Annotated in this window: 15 protein-coding genes and 1 pseudogene; 7 read left to right on the forward strand and 9 right to left on the reverse strand. The window is 61.0% G+C overall.

Annotated elements, in window-relative coordinates; translation table 11 throughout:
- Window positions 1-22: 22 nt before the first annotated feature.
- Together ACIOU9_RS06610 and ACIOU9_RS06615 are read left to right on the forward strand one after the other, a co-directional pair.
- Window positions 23-2,419 carry a bifunctional salicylyl-CoA 5-hydroxylase/oxidoreductase gene (locus ACIOU9_RS06610; protein WP_105658202.1) on the forward strand — a complete coding sequence of 799 codons (2,397 nt, stop codon included), beginning with the start codon at window positions 23-25 and terminating at the stop codon, window positions 2,417-2,419.
- 274 nt (window positions 2,420-2,693) lie between these two features.
- A pseudogene (locus ACIOU9_RS06615) lies at window positions 2,694-4,012 on the forward strand (amino acid permease).
- Here ACIOU9_RS06615 and ACIOU9_RS06620 read toward each other — a convergent pair.
- The 3 genes from ACIOU9_RS06620 to ACIOU9_RS06630 all read right to left on the reverse strand — a co-directional run bounded on the left by ACIOU9_RS06620 (window position 4,009) and on the right by ACIOU9_RS06630 (window position 7,162).
- Window positions 4,009-5,661, reverse strand: coding sequence for a thiamine pyrophosphate-binding protein (locus tag ACIOU9_RS06620; protein WP_105658203.1), 1,653 nt, complete (start codon window positions 5,659-5,661; stop codon window positions 4,009-4,011). The pseudogene ACIOU9_RS06615 and the gene ACIOU9_RS06620 sit on opposite strands and share 4 nt — an antisense overlap.
- Window positions 5,658-6,473, reverse strand: a complete 816-nt coding sequence (locus ACIOU9_RS06625) for a cyclase family protein (protein WP_105658204.1) — start codon at window positions 6,471-6,473, stop codon at window positions 5,658-5,660. Before ACIOU9_RS06625 ends, ACIOU9_RS06620 begins: the two co-directional genes overlap by 4 nt.
- A 209-nt stretch (window positions 6,474-6,682) precedes the next feature.
- Window positions 6,683-7,162, reverse strand: a complete 480-nt coding sequence (locus tag ACIOU9_RS06630) for a thioesterase family protein (protein ID WP_286134283.1) — start codon at window positions 7,160-7,162, stop codon at window positions 6,683-6,685.
- Between the two features lie 113 nt (window positions 7,163-7,275).
- Here ACIOU9_RS06630 and ACIOU9_RS06635 point away from each other — a divergent pair, with 113 nt between their 5' ends.
- Entirely contained in the window at window positions 7,276-8,619 is a 1,344-nt protein-coding gene (locus tag ACIOU9_RS06635) for an aromatic acid/H+ symport family MFS transporter (RefSeq protein ID WP_105658205.1), read from the forward strand.
- Window positions 8,620-9,010: 391 nt separating this feature from the next.
- Here ACIOU9_RS06635 and ACIOU9_RS06640 read toward each other — a convergent pair whose 3' ends face one another.
- Both ACIOU9_RS06640 and ACIOU9_RS06645 read right to left on the reverse strand, forming a co-directional pair.
- Complete coding sequence (locus ACIOU9_RS06640) at window positions 9,011-10,486, reverse strand: MFS transporter (protein ID WP_105658206.1); 1,476 nt, start codon at window positions 10,484-10,486, stop codon at window positions 9,011-9,013.
- Window positions 10,483-11,517: an MBL fold metallo-hydrolase gene (locus ACIOU9_RS06645; protein ID WP_105658207.1), complete on the reverse strand. Its 1,035-nt coding sequence runs from the start codon at window positions 11,515-11,517 to the stop codon at window positions 10,483-10,485. Before ACIOU9_RS06645 ends, ACIOU9_RS06640 begins: the two co-directional genes overlap by 4 nt.
- A gap of 227 nt (window positions 11,518-11,744) precedes the next feature.
- Between ACIOU9_RS06645 and ACIOU9_RS06650 the strand changes: the two genes are divergently transcribed.
- Both ACIOU9_RS06650 and ACIOU9_RS06655 read left to right on the forward strand, forming a co-directional pair.
- The gene (locus ACIOU9_RS06650; protein ID WP_105658208.1) at window positions 11,745-12,233 is read left to right on the forward strand and encodes a cupin domain-containing protein; all 489 of its coding nucleotides are present in this window, start codon (window positions 11,745-11,747) and stop codon (window positions 12,231-12,233) included.
- Window positions 12,234-12,306: 73 nt separating this feature from the next.
- A complete protein-coding gene (locus ACIOU9_RS06655) occupies window positions 12,307-13,050 on the forward strand; it encodes an alpha/beta hydrolase (RefSeq protein WP_181148899.1) in 744 nt (247 codons plus the stop codon).
- Here ACIOU9_RS06655 and ACIOU9_RS06660 read toward each other — a convergent pair.
- Both ACIOU9_RS06660 and ACIOU9_RS06665 read right to left on the reverse strand, forming a co-directional pair.
- Window positions 13,027-13,908, reverse strand: a complete 882-nt coding sequence (locus ACIOU9_RS06660) for a PaaX family transcriptional regulator C-terminal domain-containing protein (protein ID WP_105658210.1) — start codon at window positions 13,906-13,908, stop codon at window positions 13,027-13,029. The two genes, ACIOU9_RS06655 and ACIOU9_RS06660, sit on opposite strands and share 24 nt — an antisense overlap.
- A gap of 620 nt (window positions 13,909-14,528) precedes the next feature.
- Window positions 14,529-16,760, reverse strand: a complete 2,232-nt coding sequence (locus ACIOU9_RS06665; protein WP_105658211.1) for a polyribonucleotide nucleotidyltransferase — start codon at window positions 16,758-16,760, stop codon at window positions 14,529-14,531.
- A 558-nt stretch (window positions 16,761-17,318) separates the two neighbouring features.
- Between ACIOU9_RS06665 and ACIOU9_RS06670 the strand changes: the two genes are divergently transcribed.
- Window positions 17,319-18,362, forward strand: a complete 1,044-nt coding sequence (locus tag ACIOU9_RS06670; protein ID WP_105658212.1) for an NAD(P)-dependent alcohol dehydrogenase — start codon at window positions 17,319-17,321, stop codon at window positions 18,360-18,362.
- A gap of 95 nt (window positions 18,363-18,457) precedes the next feature.
- On the opposite strand, the gene ACIOU9_RS06675 is transcribed toward ACIOU9_RS06670, so the two are convergent.
- Window positions 18,458-19,060, reverse strand: coding sequence for a hypothetical protein (locus ACIOU9_RS06675; RefSeq protein ID WP_133832980.1), 603 nt, complete (start codon window positions 19,058-19,060; stop codon window positions 18,458-18,460).
- A gap of 473 nt (window positions 19,061-19,533) precedes the next feature.
- Between ACIOU9_RS06675 and ACIOU9_RS06680 the strand changes: the two genes are divergently transcribed.
- A complete protein-coding gene (locus ACIOU9_RS06680) occupies window positions 19,534-19,845 on the forward strand; it encodes a DUF1883 domain-containing protein (RefSeq protein WP_166650648.1) in 312 nt (103 codons plus the stop codon).
- A 22-nt stretch (window positions 19,846-19,867) separates the two neighbouring features.
- On the opposite strand, the gene ACIOU9_RS06685 is transcribed toward ACIOU9_RS06680, so the two are convergent.
- The gene (locus ACIOU9_RS06685; RefSeq protein ID WP_105658215.1) at window positions 19,868-20,842 is read right to left on the reverse strand and encodes an ADP-ribosylglycohydrolase family protein; all 975 of its coding nucleotides are present in this window, start codon (window positions 20,840-20,842) and stop codon (window positions 19,868-19,870) included.
- Window positions 20,843-21,440 lie beyond the last annotated feature (598 nt).

Here is a 21,440-nt window from a genome sequence, read left to right on the forward strand (position 1 = left end):
GGGGCTGATGAAAGGACACACCATGAAGATTGCAGTTATCGGCGGCGGCCCTGGCGGCCTGTACTTCGCGGCTCTGATGAAGCAGCTGGATGAGAACCACGATGTCACCGTGTGGGAACGCAATGCCGCATCGGACACCTTCGGCTTCGGCGTGGTGTTCTCCGATGAGACCCTGGGCGGCATCGGCAACGCCGATCCGGTGGTGGCCGAATACATGTCCCGGCGCTTCGCCCGCTGGAGCGATATCGACATCCACTTCCGCGGCCAGATGCACACCGTGGGCGGCCAGGGCTTCGCGGCCATGAGCCGCAAGGAACTGCTCCAGCTGCTGCAGCGCCGCTGCATCGAACTGGGCGTGGATGTGCGCTTCTCCACCGTTGCCCCGGATGTGGAGCAGCTGGCGGACGAGTACGACCTGGTGCTGGCCGCTGACGGGCTGAACTCCGCGGTGCGAACCAAGTACGCGGACTCCTTCAAGCCCTCCCTTGATCCGCGGACCTCGAAGTACATGTGGCTGGGCACCGACCAGGTCTTCGAGGCCTTCAAGTTCTTTGTCAAGGAAACCGATGCCGGAACCATGCAGATCCACGGCTACCCGTACTCGGACGAGGGTTCGACCTTCATCGTGGAAATGCACGAAGACGTCTGGCGTGCGGCCGGATTCGACGAGACCGAGGACGAGGTCTTCGGCCCGGGCGTGAGCGACCAGAAGTCGGTGGACAAGGTGGCCGGGATCTTCGCCGAGGAACTGGCCGGATACCAGGTGCTGACTAACAACTCCAAGTGGATCAACTTCACCACGGTGCGCAACGAGAACTGGCGCCATGGGAACATCGTCCTGCTGGGCGATGCCGCGCACACTGCCCACTTCTCCATCGGCTCGGGCACCAAGCTGGCCATGGAGGACGCTCTGGCCCTGGCTGCCTGCCTGCATGAGCATGCCGAGGTTGATTCGGCGCTGGCCGCCTACGAGACCGAGCGCCGCCCAGTGGTCGAATCCACCCAGCGCGCGGCCCAGGCCTCGCTGGAATGGTTCGAGAACATCGGGCAGTACAAGGACCAGGACCCGGTGCAGTTCTGCTTCAACTTGCTCACCCGCTCCCGGCGCATCACCTACGAGAACCTGAAGCTGCGGGATACCGGATTCGCTCAGCAGGTCGATGAGAACTTCGCCCGGCTCAACGCTTCGCCTTCCGTTGCACCGGCGATGTTCCAGCCGCATAGGCTCGGCAACACCGAGCTGGCCAACCGCGTGGTGGTTTCGTCCATGGACATGTACTCGGCCACCGACGGGGTGCCCGGGGACTTCCACCTGGTCCATCTGGGCTCCAAGGCCATGGGAGGGGCCGGGCTGGTGATGACCGAAATGGTCTGCGTTTCCGATATCGGCCGCATCACCCCGGGCTGCACTGGCCTGTACACCGATGAGCAGGCCGCTGCCTGGAAGCGCGTGACCGACTACGTGCACGGAAATTCGAACGCCAAGATCGGCGCCCAGCTCGGCCACTCGGGTCGCAAGGGTTCGACGAAGCTGATGTGGGAAGGCATCGACCAGCCGCTGCAAGAAGGCAACTGGGATGTGCTCGCTCCCAGCGCACTGCCCTATGGCGAAGGCTGCCATGTGCCGGTGGAAATGGACCGTGCGCAGATGGACGAGGTGCGCGAGCAGTTCGCCGCCGCGGCACGCCGCGCCGATGAGGCAGGATTCGACGTGCTGGAAGTGCATATGGCCCACGGCTACTTGCTCTCTTCCTTCCTTTCGCCGCTGTCCAATCAGCGCACCGACGAATACGGCGGAGGCTTGGAGAACCGGCTGCGCTACCCGCTTGAGGTCCTGGATGCGGTCCGCGAAGCATGGCCGGCAAGCAAGACCATCGGCGTGCGCATCTCGGCTACCGACTGGTCGCCAGGCGGGAATACCGAAGAAGATGCCGTGGACATCGCCCGGGCCTTCATCGCCCACGGCGCCCAATTCATCGACGTCTCGTCGGGGCAGATCGTGAAGGACGAGAAGCCGGCTTTCGGGCGCAGCTACCAGACGCCATTCGCCGACAGGATCCGCAACCAGGTCGCCACCGAGGCAGGGGTCTCGGTGATCGCGGTGGGCGCGGTGTCCTCCTACGACGACGTGAACTCGATCCTGCTGGCAGGCCGCGCGGATCTGGTGGCGCTGGGACGCACCCACCTGTACAACCCGCAGTGGACCTTGCAGGCAGCCGCCGAGCAGGACTATACCGGTGACGGCGCCACCTGGCCGCTGCCTTTCAAGGCCGGACGCCGCAAGCCGCCCGCCGCCCGCACCGACGCGGTCCGCCCGCGGCTCTCGCTGGTTCGGGAAGCCGAGGAACAGGAGCAAACGCACCTGCGCTGGATTCCGGCCAGGAAATCCGAAACCTCCAATTTGGTAACCAGCGCTTAGCTGTTGCTGCCAGCCGCAGGATTGGCGGCCCTGTTTGGGCTGCCGATCCTGCGGCTTTTTGCCGGGCACGGGAACCGCTTGGCGGCTCGGCTCGGATCCCAAATCGGCCACCAAACCACCTTTGGATAATTCAATGAAATCTTCCCTGGATCAAATCGCACAGCGAGAAGCCGGCCTGTCGAAGGAGCTAACTTCGCGCCAGCTGAGCATGATTGCGCTTGGCGGCGCCATCGGCGGGTAGATCGCCGTGCTGCTCATGGGGGCGTTGGCCGAGATGATCCTGGCGCACCCGACGACCGGCTCCTTCGGCGCCTTCGCCGAGCACTACATCAACCCATTCACCGGGTTCCTGCTCAAATACCTGTACTGGTCCTGCCTCGTACTGGCCGTAGGCACCGAAATCACGGCGGTGGGCGGCTGCATGCGAATGTGGTTCCCGGATTTGCCCGCAGTGGTGTGGATCATCGGCCTATCGGCCTTGCTGATCGGGGTGAATATGTTCAATGTCAAAGCCTTCGGCACACTGGAATACTGGTTCTCCGCCACCAAGGAATTCGCTATTGCCGCGTTCATCCTGCTTGCTGCCTATCTGGTCTTCGGCCAGCGGGCAATGATTTCGGATTCCAGAACTACACCGCGGAATCCGGATTCTTCATGGGCGGGGCCCAAGGTGTCTGGTTTGCCGTTGTCGTGGCGATCTTCTCCTACCTGAGCATCGAAATGATCGCCGTCGCAGCCGGTGAGGCAAAAGATCCCGAAGTCGCAGCGAAGAAGGCCTTCAAGGTGACCTTGTTCAGGCTCTTCCTCTTCTGCATCCTGACCCTGTCGCTGATCCTTGCCATCGCACCGGTCAGCGAGATCCTCGAAGGCGACAGCCCGTTCGTCACGGTGATGCAGGTGATCGGCATTCCGTTTGCCGATTCCACTCTCCATTTCGTGGTCATCATCGCCGCGCTCTCCGCCATGAACTCGCAGCTGTACATCTCCACGCGAATGATGTTCTCTCTATCCCGCGGCGGGCAGGCTCCGAGCAGCTTGGGTAAGTTGAAGAAGAACGGCGCGCCGGTCAACGCCCTGCTGCTCTCGGCTGGCGGAATCGCCGTGGCCGCCATCATCTACGCATCGAATCCAGAATCCGGTTTCACAATAATGATGGCGCTGTCGATGTTCGGCGCAATGATGGCCTGGATGCTGATCTTCATCACGCACTTGTTCTTCCGCCGTTCCCATCGGCGCAGTGCAGCACCGCTTAAATACCGCCTGCCGTACTATCCCGCTGGATCCGCGGCCGGGGCGCAGCTGATGGCCGCGTTGCTGGTCACGACCTTGTTCACCGAGCAATTCTCCATGACGTTGCTGTTCGGCATTCCCTTCGCCTTGACCGTCTCTGCCCTGTACTTCCTGATGCGCAAGCGCATGAAGCTGGCACAGGCAGGTCCAGGCACCGGGAATGAGGAGACTGGCGGCTCAAGCCAGCCGCGCGAGCCTGAAAAGATCAGCGACGCCTTGAAGGTGCAAGCGAGCCCCGGCGCAGCGCACCATGCGCCGCACCGGGGCCACCCACCAGCAATCGCGGTTCCAGGGCTGGGCTAGTGCCCCTTGAATGCCTCCGCTAGCCACCAGGCGCCGCCGTCCGAAGCGATTTTCGCGTCGATGACCAACGGCCCCGTGGGTTCTGAGCCGAGCCAGCTGGCTACCGAGTCAAGATCCTCCAGCTTGCGCACCGTGATGCCATCGGCTCCGAAACCGCGGCCGATGACTGCGAAATCGGTGTCAGGGAAGGTCACCGAGTCCATATTCGGTGCCGTACCCGTATCGCCGAAATGATGTACCTCCGCCCCGTAGGCGGCATCGTTGTAGACGATGCACACCATTGGCAGCTTCAGCCGAACCGCGGTATCCAGTTCGGCGATGGCCATGTGGAATCCGCCGTCTCCGGTGCCGAGCACCGGCAAGCGCCCGGGCTGCGCCAAAGCCGCTCCGATGGCCGTGTAGAGCCCCAGGCCGATCGCCTGGAACGCCTGGGTAAAGCAGAAACCGTGCTCGTCTGGAACGGCGAGAAACTGGCTCGGGTATCCCATGAAGTTGCCCGAGTCCACGCTGACGATGCGCTCGGCCGGCAGCAGCTCATCCAGCGACTTGGTCAGAGTTCGCGGATCGATGCGGTCGTCTGTGGACAGGTCCCGGTAGGCTACCTGACTCCAGTTGGCCCCCTCGGCGATCTGCTGGCTCACCGCGGAGGTGCGGTAGCCTTCGCGCGCCGGCATCTTCTGCGCTTCCAGATATTCCAGCGCATCGCGTGCGCTTTGCGCCGAGTCGCCGATCACGCCCAAGTCGATGCGCCGGTTCGCCCCCAGGGCGGACTCTTCCAGGTCCACCTGCACTACCTTGGTGCCCTCGGAAATGAGCCGACCGTGGCGCATGGTCCACATGTTCAGCGCGCAGCCAAAGCCCACAATCAGATCTGCTCCAGCAATCAATTCGGCGGCCAGCGGCGACGAGAACCCGCCGGAGATCCCGAGACTGAATTCCTCGTCGTTGAACAGGCCCTTGGCCACCGCCGAGGTCGCCACCAGCGCCCCGCTGTGCCGGGCAAGCGCCAGGATTTCGGCCTTGGCCCCGCGTCCGCCGCGCCCTGCGACGAACACCGGGCGCCGGGCATTTTCGATGAGTACCGCCAGCGCTCGCACCGCGGCACGCGAGGGGCGGACCGGCTCCGCCGGAACCACCTCGGCTGCCACCGGGGATTCCGGAGCTTCGAGCCCTTGGATGTTCAATGGCAGGTTCAGTACAACCGTCCGCCGGTCGTTCACTGCTCTGCGGTAGGCGCGAACTGTATCGGCCACTGCCGTGCGGGCGCTGTGGATTCGTTCGGAGACGGCGTAGACGGAGGTTGAGAAGGAGCCCTGGTCCATGGCGAAGTTCGAATACACGGCGCTCGGGGCGGCTTCGGCGGCCAGCACGATCATCGGGGTGCGTGACTTGGCGGCTTCTCCAATGCCGGTGGCCGCGTTGGTCAGGCCGCACCCCTGGTGCACCGAGACCACGCCGATCTGGCCGCTGGTCCGTGAGTAGGCATCGGCCATCGTTGCTGCGCCGCCCTCATGCCGCGCTGCGGTATATGGCACCCCGTTGGCAATCAGTGCATTCGTGACATCGAAGTTCCCGCTTCCCACCACGCCGAAAGCGTGCCCTACGCCCAAGTTTGCCAGCGTCTTGCCGACCAGTTCAGCAACGTTCACGATTGTGCCTCCATTTTCTTGGTGTTTTGGGGCGCTAATGCCAGCACCCGGGTCGGTGCGCCGGTACCGCCAACTATGGGCAGAGGGGCAACCACTAGCATCGCTCCGAACACGGGCAGCTTGTCCAAGTTCTTCAGCGAGGTGATCCCGTATTTGTCTGCACCGAGCAGGAAGTAATGCATGGGGAATGGCGGCTCCAGTGCTCCGGCATTGCCGGAATCGATCCCCACCGTTTCCACGCCGATGCCGGAAATGTCCAGCTTCTCGGCGATGTATCTGGCGCACTCCGCAGTAAACCCGGGAGTATGCGATCCGGTGGCATCGACATTCAGGAAAGCTGTCTTGTCATCACCGTATTGCTCCCATCCGGTGCGGAAAAGCAGCCACGCGTTGGAAGGAAACCGCCCATATTCCGATTGCCACGTTTCCAAATGGTGCACATCGATGAGAACATCCGGATCATCTGCTGCTAAGGATCTGAAGTCCAACACGACGGCCGGACCTACCAGGCGTTGCGGATCAATCTGCGACACGTCCTTGCCCCCTCGTCCCGAAATCCAGTGGATCGGCGCATCTATATGCGTTCCGATGTGCTCACCAGTATGGATATTGTGGTGCTTCCAGTATGGTCCGGGCTCGTTGTAGGCCGAGACCTCTTCGAGACTGAAATCAATGAGGTTCGAGAACGGATCGGGCAGTACTAAGGTTGGAGTCCTGTCCGACAGCGGGGCAGTCAGGTCATGGACTTGGACAGTCCCGGAGGCCAGAGCGGACAATATCGCGCTCGTGCAAGTTTCTTCGGCAGCAGGCATTGTTTCTCCTTGGGCAGAGACGGTCCAGGACACATTCCGACGATAGAGAGATCCTGACGGTCGTCACATTCGCGGAATTAGCTTCAATCTACCAGCACCACCTCTGCTAGCCAACAGGCCACCCGAAGGAGAACCAGGGGCGAAGACCTAGTTCCGCAAATCTGGCTCGCGCATATATCCACCAGCTCGCACGGGGCGCGGTGCCGCGCTCAGGAACCAGCATCAATGCCAGCGAGGATTTCACGGGGCCAGGGGGCAGATGACTCACCGCCAACTGGAACGCACACTGTCACGAAACGGCCTTCAGCGGCCAGCGCGAACCCGCGCCCTTGGTGCGCATGCCCCCAGACCTTGAATCCGAACGACATCGAACTGGCCCCGACCTTCTCCACGCGAATCGCGATGGTCACCGCTTGGCCGAAATACAGCTTGGCCCGATAGTCGACCTCATGGCGGACTCGTGGCGAGATGGAGAAGTAGGACTCCGCGCCAGCCTCGCGAAACAGTTTGGCTTCGGCCGCCTCGACGAAGCGCAAGATGGCTGAATTATGATGATGCCCCGCAGCATCGGTATCAACCCATTCAATGGTTCGCTCCAACGCCGTTCCTGCGATTCCCGACGCGATGAAGTCTGCGGCGAGCTGCTGCAACAACTGCCCGGATTCGTCCATTCCCGCGAATGCAGGCATCAAGATCCCCCTAAATAAAAAGTGTATAGCTATTGTAACGCACGTCACTTTAACGTGATAATCCTATTGGTGTTCCAAGAACTCCGCCCTACCCACACAAGGAGATTGAACAAATGCCGAAATCCCCCGCAGCCGCGGATTGGAAAATCCCCAAACGAACCACCTCAATGGTGCTCTTCGCCTGCTGGCTGGCCATCCTGGCCGAAGGCTACGACGTCGGCGTGCTCGGTGCAGTGCTCCCGGCATTGGCCGAATACAAGGAATGGTCGCTGAGTCCCATGGAGCTCGGCGGCCTCGGAGCCTACGCGTTGGTGGGCATGCTCTTCGGCGCACTGTTCATCGGCACGCTCAGCGACATCATCGGCCGTAAGCGCATGCTCCTGCTGGCCATGCTAGTCTTCACAATCACCCAAGCCGGTGCCGCGCTAGCTCCTACTCCCGAGATATTCGGCCTCTTCAGGCTGATCGGCGGACTGGGTATGGGCGGCATCATCCCGGTGGCCGCCGCGCTGACCATCGAGTATTCGCCACCCAAGAAACGCTCACTTAACTACGGCATCATGTACTCAGGCTATTCCCTGGGAATCGTCGCCGCTGCCTTGGTCGCTATGTCGCTTCTGCCCGCGATAGGTTGGCGCGGGGTTATCGCGGTGGGCGCATTACCTGTAGTTCTACTTCCCTTAGTTGCCTGGATGCTTCCCGAATCCCTTGAATATCTGGTATCCAAGGGGCGGATCAGCGAAGCCAAAGCACTGGCCACCCGGCACAGCATCCCCGATTACGAGCCCGTGGCGCCACCGGTTCGCACCGGCAAGGCCCCCTGGCGCCAGGTCATGGCTTCCATGTTCTCCGCAACGTACTTGCGATCAACCATCTTCTTCTGGATCTCGCTATTCTGCGGCATGGTCCTGGTCTACGGCTTGAATACCTGGCTGCCGCAGATCATGCGCAGCGCAGGGTACAACCTCGGTTCCTCGCTAACATTCCTGCTGGTCTTCTCCCTCGCCTCAGCCGCCGGCGGACTGGCCCTGGGCTTCCTCGCCGACAAGTACGGGCAGAAGACCATTCTGGTGATTTTCTACCTGCTCGGTGCGGGAGGCATCCTCCTGCTGATGTTCCCCAATACTATGCTGGTCAATCTGTTCTTCGTGGCCTTCGCCGGCATCGGCTCGATTTCCACGTCGCTGGTTCTCACCGGATACATTGCCGATTACTACCCGGCCGCGCAACGCGGCACGGCCACGGGCTGGGCATTGTCCTTCGCCCGCATCGGCGCCATCTCCGGCCCCATCATCGGCGGCTGGATCGCGGCTTCGGGCATCAGCTTCGAGTTCAATTTCGTATTCTTCGCCATCGTCGGCGTAGTCGCCGCCATTTCCGTGGCGATGATTCCACCACGCATCAAACCAGATGCCGCCCGATCTGCCGAGGCCAAACAGGCCTTCGCGTCCGATTAGCCTTGGCTCTGCGCACCTTCCAGCACGAACGTCCCGAACCGTGGCACACCGCGCACAGCGGTGTGCCACGGTTTTATCCTTTTCCAGCACCCCCGGGCCTGCCAAGAGTCTGCTTGCCGGCAAGATCGCACTTGCGAAATGCAAGTGCGCTGGCACCGGGGAAACGATGGCCGGGTGGAATGCAAAGGGATTTTCCAAAAGGCGAAACAGCCATGCAGGCATTGCAGCGCATTCCATGAATGCCTGCCCTGAGTGCGGCCATGCTTCCTGCGCCATCACTCCCACCGGCATCCATAGGAGCTAGGCCGCGGATCGCCATGTGCAGCAGAATCCCATCGGCCGTTGCGACTTGGCCGATGGGATCCTGCAGCTCGATCCGGGGCGATCTTGGCTAGCCGGTGAACGTGAAGCTGGTCTGCAGCTTGCGCGCTGTCCGGTCCGGATTGAGCATCAAGACGCAGAAGATGCCAACAACAACCAGGTAGATTCCGATCATCCCGAATGAGGCATTCATGCCCTGAGCCAGCAACTCGGCCATCTCCGCCGAGTCAGCCACGCCCTTAGGGCTGGGAATATAGCCCGCGCTGTCCATCAGGCCACCGACCATTGCGGGAGCGACCACGCCGCCCACCGAAGCCAGTCCAGTGAGCGTGGCCATGAGGGCCGCGCGCTGCCTGGAGCAGACGCTGAAGGCGATTGCCGTGGGAGCCAAGGGATAGATCATTGCCGTACCGGCACCGAGAGTCAGCATCGCCACGGCGGCGTAGCCGGAGAGGAAGGGCAGGATCGAGAAGCAGACCCCGGAAATCAGCAACGTTGCGCCGAACAGGGCGCCCATGGCCCAGCGAACCGTCACGCCGCGCTTCATCAAGTAGCGGGAGCCGAAGCCCAAAACCAGCAGCGCGATAGCGCCGATCACCCAGGGGAAGGTGGAGACCAAACCGATCATTTCCGGTGTCAGGGCAACGACGGATCCCAGATATTTCGGGGACCACGTGGTCAAGAAACCCTGCGCCCAGAAGCAGCCGGCACCTGCGAGCACCGCTGCCACGAACATCCACGAGCCCAGGACTCGTCGAATCGGCACGATTTTCAGCAGATCGGAGGAATCCGCAATGCTCCCCTTGCCCTGCAGGTCGAATTCGGCGACCGGTTCCGGTTTCTGCCCAGCCTGCTGCTGGTCCTCCGCCAACGAGATGGCACCGGCTTTCGCCTGTGCCTTGCCCGCCGTGGAATGGCTGTACGGGCCGTCGCGGCCCAGAAGCAGCCACGCTACGCTCCAGAGCAGCCCGAAGATCCCCAGGAAACCGAAGGCCCAGCGCCAGCCCAGGGCCGGGTTGGCGATGATCCATGCAAGGGCAGGAGCCGCGAGGATCGGCCCCAGGGTTGAACCGGCAGCGATGACGCTGCTGGGCAGCCCACGTTCCTTCGCATTGAACCAGCCGTGGGCATGCTGCAGCGAAATGGGGGTCGCCGGCCCCTCGGCTCCACCCAGCAGGATGCGTGTGACCAGCAGGATTGCCGCGCCTCCGCCGAAGAGCATCGGGAACTGCAGGACTGCCCAGGCAATGCCCATGGTCAGCAAGATCCAGCGGGTGGATACCTTTCCGGCCAGGAAGCCGACAATAACGCCGACAATGGCGAAGAGGAAGAAGAAGGCGCTGCCGATGAAGCCGAACTGACCGGCAGTCAACCCGAGTTCGCGCATGGCGGGATCAGCCACGAGCCCCAGGACAGCTTTGTCGGCGAAGTTCACGATCTGGAAGAGTACCAGCATGCCGGTCACCATCCAGGCGCGCCGGTTCATTTTGCCGTTGGCGATGGCCGCACGCAAGGTGTGGTCCGCGAGATTCTGTGTCGTACTCATACCAAGCTCCCCTTGGAATCGGCCGCGGAGAGTTCCAGCGCCGCCGGGCCGATGCTGAAGACGTCATTGTCCTCGGCGATGGATACATTCCCCGCGAAATCACCGCGTGCGGTCTCCAGCATAGCTTCCAGATCAGCGGCACCGGGGGTGTTGGGAACGATGTGATGCAGCACCAGCGCGCCGACTTCGGCTTTCGCGGCGACCTTGCCCACCTCGCTGTACGGCGTGTGCGATTCACGCAAATGCACTTCGATGCCATCGCGCGTCGGGCCGTCCGGGAATGTCGCCAGGATGCCAGGCAGATCGATGACCTCATGCAGCAGCAAGTCAGCTCCGCGGGCGAGCCTGATGCAGTTCTCGGAGTAGGCGGTGTCTCCGGAGACCACGACGGAACCGTAGCGCGAGTCGATCCGGAAGGCGAATGCCGGGAAGCACAAGCGGTGGTCGACCAGAATCGCGGAGATCGCCACCAGCTCATCTCGGTAGATCTCAAAGGGCTCCATTTCCGGGTGGCGGTTTTCAACTGCGCAGGCCCCGGATGCCTCGGGGATCTGGATGTTCTGCGACTGGATCCATTCGTGGGGTTCGTCGCGGCCTTCATCGGCCATGCGGATCAACACGTCGGAGGAGAAGACCTTGTCCAGCAGCGCATCGACGATTTCTTCGGTGCTGGTCATTTCCCGCTCGGCGACGCGCGAAGCGATCTGCTGCTCGTGCTCCGGGCCAAGGGCGGGGATGCGATTGGGACGTCCAGGGCCGAAAACTTGGATAGGCCGGGCGAAAGACTCCCCCGGGACCTGCCACCCGGTCACCAGATAGGCGCCGAGATCGTAGATGTGGTCCGAGTGGTGATGGGTCAGCAGCACCGCGCGCAATTCGCCCCATTCGGCATGCGACCGGTAATTGCGGATGCTTCCCATGCCGCAGTCAATCACGTAGGTTGCCCCATCGACCCTGATCGCCGTGCTGGTGCCAGCACGGGAACTGGAAACGATCGGGCCGCCTCCGGTGCCAAGCGTGTAGACGCTCATTCCTTTTACCTGAGTGGTATTCACATTGGTGCCTTACTCGTAGAGTGCAGCAACGGGTCCCTTGGACCGCGATGCGTGAATTGCGAGGGTAGTGAAGAGTCCGGCAGCATAGGCCGAAGTGATAGAAATCCTATACACCGAATTTTGCGATCGCAAGACCTATTGCATATCTAATGTGATTCATGCCATGCTGGACGCACCAGCCATCTACCCGTTAAGGAGTCATCATGGAACAGCAGCAAGGCCAAGAAATCATTCTGGGCGATCTGCCCAAGGGCATAACTTTGGCCAGTGAATCAATGGGCAACAAGACGTGGAATGTCCTCGGCCACACCTATCTCTCCAAGGTCGAGAGTTCCAGCAGCTTTGCATGGCTTTCCCTTGATCCCACTGGAACCGGTGTGCCTCCGCACGTGCACCCTAAGCAAGATGAGCACATTTACATAATGGAAGGCACTTACACCCTGTACCTGGACGGCGAATGGTTCAAGGCCGGGCCTGGCGATACCGTCCGCATGCCCATGGGACTTCCTCACGCCTACTACGTCAAGGATGGCGCACCGGGCAAATCGCTCTTTTGGGTAAGCCCTTCGGGACAACTGTCCACGCTCTTCGATGAGCTTCACAACTTGTCTGACCCGGAGGAAGTTGTCCGCCTCTCAGCACTGCGTGACGTGGACTTCCTGCCACCGGGATCCGTACCCGGCGCAGACTAGCATTGGCAGAAATTACTACGTGGCCGGCAGGGATACTCCTGCCGGCCGCCGCAGGATGGAAGGAAAAAGCGCAGTGCCGCAAAATACGCGAGAGTCCGAGTTGCTCAAGTACGGGGATCATCCCGACCAGCATTTCATCCTGGCGCACCCGTTCAAACAGCCTTCCCTGGGCACTGCGGTCCTGGTCCACGGCGGCTACTGGCGCCAGCGGATCACCGCCAGCGTGATGCAACCGATGGCTGACGATTTGCTGCGCTCTGGCTGGAGCGTGGCCAACGTGGAATACCGGCGCGGTCCGGACCACCCGTGGCCCACCCCATCTTTCGATGTGGCCGCGGCAATCCAGCTCGTGCGCAGCACGTTGCGATACCAGGGCCAATCCGAGGCAGCTATTCTTATCGGACATTCGGTCGGCGGTCAATTGGCGCTGCTGAACTCCAATTTCGCCGATGCCGTGGTAGGCCTCGCTCCAGTCACCGATGCTTCCAAGGTGCATGCAGAATCCCTCGGCGATGGTGCAGCAATGGAATATTTCGGCGATTCTCCGGCCGGGATTCCGGCAATCTACCACGATGCTTCGCCAATCCAGGCCCCACCGCCTTCGGTGCCAACGCTCTTGGTCCACGGGTTCAACGACGACCGGGTACCGCTGGAGCACACGCGGGAATACCTGGATTCCCTGGCCGGACACGTTCTGCCGGAACAAATGATCCACCGGTCGCTGGACCACTTTGAAATCATCGACCCGCAGCAGCATCATTGGCAGGCCGTGCAGACCTGGATGCGGCAGGTACTAGTCGACGCGCGAGCCGAGTAGCCGACTCGCGTATAGCTCCGCATGCGGGGACAACAGCGCGTGCAACGCCAGGAAGGTCTTCTTGGCCTGCGGAGCTTTCCACCCATCAGGCAGGTATTCGAAGGGCAAATTCGGATCCCGATAAGGGAAACGCCGCCAGCGCGTAAGCATCGGAATATAGAAGGCGAAAGCCGCCCGCTCCAGTTCCGAGCGCTGCTCGGCTGACTCGACGGGATCAGCTAGCCGTTGCTGCCACGTTCCTAAGCGTCCGACATACAACTGGAGGAAGTCGGTGTACTGATGGTCCAGTGCTTCAAGATCCCACCATTGGGCAACCTTGTCCCGGATATCGGCAGGGGACATGTAGTCAGCCTTGAAGAACTCGACGTACTTGGACAATCCTCGCGCATCCAAGCGGACCTTAGCCTGCTCGAATGCCAGATGCGGCCCCACGGCCACTCCTCCGGAGACCATCCCGAACCCTAAGCTAGCCAGCTCGGTGCGCAGTTCGTACCGGCGATTCCGCTCGCTCTCGGGTACGGAAAAAATAGCCAGCACCAAGGAGTCCCCGGAGGTTGAACGCGAAGGAGCAAAGATCCGTTGGTCGTCCTTCCGGAAGCTGTCCATAACCTCGGCGGAGAGCTGGTACTGGGATTCGTTCCCTGCGCGTTCGTTAATTAGCACGCCGCGGCTTTTCAACCGTGAAATGGTGGAGCGGATTGCTTGCGACCTGATACCCAAGGCATCGAACATCTCGACGATGATAGAAACAGGGAAAGAGCCACTGGCCGATTCGCCATACAGGCCGTACAGCGTCACCAGCAGATTCTGATGCTGCAGTTTCGTTCCCCCGATATCCACTGGTTCAACGTCCTTCATTTGCGCTACGGCTACTTTTTCTATTCCTCGTTCCTATCCTAGGTGGCCAGCGATCGAATCAGGGGTATCAGCGCCTTCCCGCCTGCGGCTCTGCGCCTGAGCGAACCGGAACGAGTACACTCTGGACACTAGGACCGCTGGTTCAACTCTCCGCAGTCCATCTGACCCAGATGGTTTTATCTGGTTAAGGTCAGTGCTTGCCTCCGCCCAAAGCCAACGTGGCTGGAAAGCGGCAATGGGGTACAGCACGTGTTGTCCGGCGCTAGCTGCGGCCCGCAAGGTACTGGGTATCAGGCTGGCAGCTAGCGCCTGAGAAACTCCACTGAGGTCGTCCGAAAGGGCAGCGCGGCGCAGTGGAAATGCCTTGCGCACAATTTCTCGCGAGGCACTGCAGATGCTTCTTGAATTGGAAGCGCGAGCCCCCGCGATAGGTTCTCTCCGCCAAGCGGCACCCGCTTTGGAACTTGGAGAAGATCTATGAGAGTTCAATTGGCTGCGTCATCAGGTCTTGCCTCCAGCCAGGACCGCCAAAGACTTTGGCAGGAACCTGCTCCCGGGCAAGAATAAGCAAAAACCCCGATTCGCCAAGCGAATCGGGGTTTTCAGCAAGAATCTAAAGACTACTCAGCAGCAACTGCTTCTTCAGCTTCTTCCTCGACGACTGGAGCCAGCGACAGCTTGCCACGGTCATCAATCTTGGTGATCTCCACCTGCAGCTTCTGGCCAACGCCGACGACGTCTTCGACGTCCTCGACACGCTTGCCATCGTTGATCTTGCGCAGCTCGGAGATGTGCAGCAGGCCGTCCTTGCCCGGGGTCAGCGAAACGAACGCACCGAAGGTGGTCAGCTTCACGACGGTACCCAGGTAACGCTCGCCGACCTCAGGAACCTGAGGGTTGGCAATAGCGTTGATGGCCGAGCGGGCGGCTTCAGCGGACTCGCCGTTGGTTGCGCCGATCAGCACGGTGCCGTCATCTTCGATCGAGATGTCAGCGCCGGTGTCTTCCTGGATCTGGTTGATCATCTTGCCCTTAGGGCCGATGACCTCGCCGATCTTGTCCACTGGAATCTTCACGGAGATGATTCGTGGAGCGTTGACGTTCAGTTCATCCGGAGCGTCGATAGCCTGGTTCAGAACGTTCAGGATGTGCAGGCGTGCTTCGCGAGCCTGGGTCAGCGCGGCGGCCAGAACCGATGCCGGAATACCATCCAGCTTGGTGTCCAGCTGGATCGCGGTAACGAACTCGGAGGTACCTGCAACCTTGAAGTCCATGTCGCCCATGGCATCTTCGGCACCGAGGATATCGGTCAGGGCAGCGTAACGGGTTTCGCCGTCTACGGTGTCCGAAACCAGGCCCATGGCGATGCCTGCAACGGCAGCCTTCAGTGGCACGCCAGCGTTCAGCAGCGACAGGGTCGATGCGCAAACCGAGCCCATGGAGGTCGAGCCGTTGGAGCCCAATGCCTCGGAGACCTGGCGGATTGCGTATGGGAATTCCTCGCGGCTAGGCAGCACTGGAACCAGTGCGCGCTCAGCCAGTGCGCCATGGCCGATTTCGCGGCGCTTAGGCGAACCAACACGGCCGGTTTCACCGGTCGAGTATGGAGGGAAGTTGTAGTTGTGCATGTAGCGCTTGGTCTTCACCGGCGACAGCGAGTCGATCTGCTGTTCCATCTTCAGCATGTTCAAGGTGGTGACGCCCATGATCTGGGTTTCGCCACGCTCGAAGATTGCCGAACCGTGAACGCGAGGCAGAACCTCGACCTCGGCGGAGAGCTGGCGGATGTCAGCAAGGCCGCGGCCGTCGATGCGGATCTGGTCGGTCAGGATGCGCTGGCGCACGATGTGCTTGGTAACAGCGCCGAATGCCTTGGAGATTTCACCCTCGCGGCCTGCGAAAGCGTTGCCTTCGCCAGCCAGCGATGCAACGATCTCTTCCTTGTATGCGCTGGCAGCGTTGTCGCGCTCCTGCTTGTCAGCGATGGTGTAGATCTCCGTCAAGCGGATCGAAGCAGCAGCCTCGACAGCGGCGAAGGCATCTTCTTCGTAATCGCGGAAGACCGGGAATTCAACGGTTTCCTTGGCAGCGCGAGCAGCCAGGTCGGCCTGGGCCTCGCACAGGACCTTGATGAATGGCTTCGCAGCCTCAAGGCCCTCAGCGACAACCTCTTCGGTTGGAGCCTGGACGCCGCGTTCCTTGATCAGTTCCCAAGCGTTGTCGGTAGCTTCAGCTTCCACCATCATGATGGCAACGTCGTCGCCAGCGATACGGCCGGCAACAACCATGTTGAAGACAGCGTTCTTCAGCTCGGAGTGGCGTGGGAAGGCAACCCACTGTGCGCCGTTTCCGTCATCAACCAGTGCAACGCGAACGCCGCCGATTGGGCCGGAGAATGGCAGACCCGAAAGCTGGGTGGACATCGACGAAGCGTTGATCGCTACGACGTCGTACAGCTCATCTGGCTCGATGGACAGCACGGTGACGACAACCTGGACCTCGTTGCGCAGGCCCTTGACGAAGGCTGGGCGCAGTGGGCGGTCCATCAGGCGGCAAGCCAGGATGGCTTCGGTCGATGGGCGGCCTTCGCGGCGGAAGAAGCTGCCTGGGATGCGGCCGGCTGCGTACATGCGCTCTTCAACGTCCACGGTCAGTGGGAAGAAGTCGAAGCCTTCGCGTGGGTGCTTGCCAGCGGTAGTTGCCGAGAGCAGTGCGGTCTCGTCATCGATGTAGACCATTGCCGAACCTGCAGCCTGCTTGGCAATGCGGCCGGTTTCGAAGCGAATGGTGCGGGTGCCGTAGCGACCGTTGTCGATCTGTGCTTCGGCGAATTGGATTTCTGGACCCTCCATTAAGGGGGTGCTCCTTTCGATCGCTCCCACGTGGTGGATGAGCGAACCGTGTGGCCCTACCCAGATCTGGTCTTCGATCGAGACCCGCGCTGGGGCGCATATTTGCCCTAGCGAAAGTCACTACCGAGGACCGCGAAACTGGCGGTCGGGACCAACGGTCAGTCAGCCCTGGGAGTTATTTTCTTTTGGGGCCCGCATAGAACATGCAGACCCAGGTACTAGCCTACCGGGAATTGGCAAAAGACGCAGTTCTTGGGCGATAGGCGCGTGCCAGCCACTTGCGTCGCTGCCATTCATCGTTTGAGAGCGGCCTTGCAGCCTGGGCAACCAGCGAAGATCATGCGGCGCTGCTGCCCTGGCGATCCCCGGGCGCAACCAGCACGGTGCGCGTTGATCCTCATTTAGGCAGGGAAACCTGCGGAAGGAAATTTTCTCCAGCCGGGATTATTCATAGCCTGTCGATTGTTGTTCTCCATGGGCTTTGCCCTGACGGACCGCGGCAATCGCCGCAGTCCAGAACATTTCCAGTCGCAACCCGCAAGACAAAGGAAAAACCTGATGGCAACTATGGTCAATGCATACGCAGCGCACTCTGCGACTGATGGACTCATTCCGACGCAGATTGAACGTCGTGCAGTAGGTCCGCACGATGTCTTGATTGATATCAAGTTCTCCGGCATCTGCCACTCCGACATCCACACGGTGCGCGGAGAATGGGGAAACCAGAACTATCCGCTGGTCCCGGGCCACGAAATTGCCGGCATCATTGCCGAAGTCGGGTCAGAGGTAACCAAGCACAAGGTGGGCGACCGCGTTGGCGTGGGCTGCATGGTCAATTCCTGCATGGAATGCGAGAACTGCCTTGCCGGAGACCAGCAATTCTGCGAGCAGAGTGTTGGTACCTACGGTGCTCTTGACCGTGATGGCAGCATGACCCAAGGTGGCTACGCCACGCATGTCGTGGTTACCGAGAACTTCGCCCTGAACATTCCTGAAGGCATCGATCTGGATGTTGCCGCGCCCCTGCTTTGCGCCGGCATCACCACCTTCTCCCCGCTGAGGCACTGGGGTGCAGGGCCGGGCAAGAAGATTGCCGTCGTGGGACTCGGCGGCCTGGGCCACATGGCGGTCAAGATCGCCAGTGCCATGGGCGCTGAGGTCACCGTTCTGTCGCAGTCGCTGAAGAAGAAGGATGATGGACTGAAGCTGGGCGCAACCGACTACCGGGCCACCAGCGATGAGAACACCTTCAAGGATCTGCAGAAGAAGTTCGACCTGATCATCAACACCGTCAGCGCTTCCATCGACGTCAGTGCCTACCTCGGACTGCTGCGCGTGAACGGCACCATGGTCAACGTTGGTGCTCCGGCAGAACCGTTGCCTGTCAATGCCTTCGCACTGATCGGGGGACGCCGTTCCTTCGCAGGTTCGCAGATCGGCGGCATCGAGGAAACCCAGGAGATGCTGGATTTCTGTGCCCAGCATGGCATTGGCGCAGAGATCGAGGTCATCGGTGCCACGCAGATCAATGAGGCTTACGAGCGCGTGCTGGCATCCGATGTCCGCTACCGCTTCGTAATCGATACCGCGACGTTGGCCTAGTTACCCCAGCTCACTCGGGTCGCAGAGAACGGTGCCGGTCTTGTCCAGCAGTGCAGGACAGATCCGGCGCCGTTTCGCGTCTGGCTAATTAACGTTCATTCGCCCCGGCGCGATCTACGAGTGCCTGCGTTCTCCCGTTGGCTGCCCTGTTCTGGAGCCTCGGCCGCAGTGCCCTGCTCAGACAAATTCCCCTTGATCGCGGCAAGCTCGGATTGGAGTTGCGCCACGGCACCACTGAGGTTCTTCAGTTCCTGCCTGCGGCGGCTGGCAGCCCTGAAAGTCTTGATCATCATGGCGATGATCAGCGGAATGGCCGCGAGCAGGGCCCAGCCGCTGCGTTCAAAGAAGTCGAGGGCCACCGGCAGGGCCTGATTGAATTCCCAGAAGGAATTCACTCCCCCGGCAATCGATTCCAATGCAGATTCCACGGGAGCCAGTTGCTTGCCCACAACTGGTATTCCGGAAAGATCAGGGGCATTCACCGGAGGCTCGCCCATGGTCCATCGCGGATCACCTGGCCGCTTCAGGATATAGATCCCGGCACCGGCGCTGGCAGCGGCGAATAAGAGCACCGAGGCCAGGGCGACCGCCACTAGCTGGTGCCGCCGCCATAGCCCCGCCGCCACGGCAAAACCAATCACCAGAATCCAAATCCACATTCGCAGTTGTTCCAGGCCAATGCCCGTCAGTAAATCCATGAACTTTGCCTCATTGCTCTGGGCCGCCATGACCCAAGTTGTGCGTTACTTCATCCCACTTAGGTACGCTATCGCGAGCAGCGGATTAATTGCCGCCTAGCACGTCAATCCGGTTGAGATCGAATCGTTCGAGTCGTCATATTGCTTCCTTGCCCCGGTATCCGGGACCCAATAGCCGATGGCTTCCGGCTCGTCCAATGCAGCGATCGGCTCATGCCACCTGCCGGCAGCTCGAATGGTAATTGCCACTAACCCTCTTGCGATCGCGGATCTGGCATCGGTTGAGGTGGCAACGCGACGCACCCCAAAGACCAGAAGACCCCGTTCTCCAGACTCCTGCAGCTTTGCCGTTGCAAATGCCCGAACCGGTACAGTGCTCTTGCCTTGGGTGCGTTGGCGACACTGGCCTGAATTTGAGTTAATGGGTCTGGGTCCGTTGCTCGGCGGATCACCTGGGATCGAGGAGGCTGGCATTGGCGGAGCCTAATTTTGCTGAACATTATTGGGATTTCATTGAGCGGGGAAGCATCTTGGTAGTGACTCTCAGTGGACCGGCTCATCTGCGGTTGATGGATCCGGAAAATTTCGCGGCATTCCAGGACGGTGAAGAATTCGAAGCATACGGTGGACTGGCACGCCGTGCTCCATACCGAATCAAGGTGCCCCATTCCGGACCCTGGTTTCTAGCGATTGATCTGACTGGCCTCGGTGCGCGTGGGGTGCGCCACGAAGTCAGCATCGTGCTGCCACAGAAGCTGGAAGCTCGACGACCAGCCCGGGACTAGAAGCAAGATCCCGCAGGAGAACTTAGCCCGCGAGCTCACTCGAAATATCGACAAGCTGTTGCATCCTCATTCCGGGCCAACCGTGGACCATATCCACCCACTGCGCCGGAACACTCGAGAACCCGGAAGCTGCGCCAATGAGCGATCCGGCGATGGCTGCCACGGTGTCGGTATCCACGCCTCCGCGAACAGCCGCTTCCAGCACCGGAACCAAGCGAGCGTTCCCGTCTTCCGGTTCGGCGGTGGCGATCGCGCTCCAAGCACCTTGGAACGCTTCAACGACCCAACCGTTATTTGTGAAGTCCCGAGGTCGATGGTTTTCGGCCTGGTGGATGCGCTGCTCCCATGCTTGTGCGCGTTCTGGTTCAAGCATCGCAAGACCACTGCGAATATCTAGTTCGCCGGTGAGCACAGCGTGGTGAATGGCTACTGTCCAAAGCCCGCAGGCCTCAGCGGCTTCATCATCAAAATGGGTCAGCTTGCTGATAGCTGCCGCAGCTTCGAATGCGGCAGCAGGCGGTTCAGACAGATAAGCCAGCGCCACGGGCGCTGTGCGCATGAGACTGCCGTTCCCGCCGGAGCGGCCAGTTCTCCGGTGAATCTGTTCAGAACCAGCTAGCGCATCATCAGCGGTCGGCTCGGCTCTTCCGTCAGCAGACGCAACATGCTGGGCGTGGGCAAGGACTGCCCGCGTCTGGTTGCCGACGTCTGGTGCGTTCGTCGCCCATTTGGCCCATTCCCGAACCATGTAGTTGCTCGCGGCACCATCAAGCTTGCCGTTGGAATCCAGCAGGCCCTGGGCAATGACTATGGCCATTGAGGTGTCGTCGGTCCACTCCCCGGGCGCAAAATCGCCCAACCCGCCACCAATCATCGAGATTTTGGCGGATTCGGGCAACGGTGCGTTGAATTCGTAGCCCGCGCCCAGGGCATCTCCGGCAGCCATCCCGGTCAGGACTCCACGAATTCGATCTTTCACCTGTACTGAATGTGCCATTTGCGCCTTTCACAGGGTGGTCGCCAATGCAGAGTAATACTGCTTGGATCCACTGTACCGATGCGCGGCGACAGTAGAGCTACCTGAGCGGCCCCGATAGCGTTCCCACGGTTGATTTGCGTCCTTGCGTCGTCGGCGAACGAGGACATTGATGCGGTCACGATAACCGTTCCGCTTCTACCTGCGATCCCGACTTCGGTAAATAGCTCACCCGGTTGGCTTCGTCGCTGTCCCGGCTTGCTGCAAGCGCTCACGGGCATCGCCGAGCGGAGGCAGATCTCCTTGATCTCGATAGGCGTTTGACCCAACTTCTTGCAGTTATGGCCAATGCCCTGCAGGAACCAGGTTCCTGCAGGGCATTGGATGTCGCCAGCCTCGGTCGTTGCGCCTAGGCGAATGCAGGCGGTGGCGGAGTCGTGGGGTCAGTTGGGTGCCCCGGCGCCGGCTCAGTGGGATCCTGCGGGCCCGGGGGCGGGATCGGCCCATCCGGATGCGAAGGGCTTGGTGGTACGTCCGGCTGCGCCGGGCTTGGCGGAGCATCTGGTGTCGGCGGTTGCGCTGGCGGTTCTGGCTGGTCGGGAATACTCGGATCACCCTG

The organism is Glutamicibacter sp. NPDC087583 (assembly GCF_044743685.1).
Taxonomy (GTDB): Bacteria; Actinomycetota; Actinomycetes; order Actinomycetales; family Micrococcaceae; genus Glutamicibacter.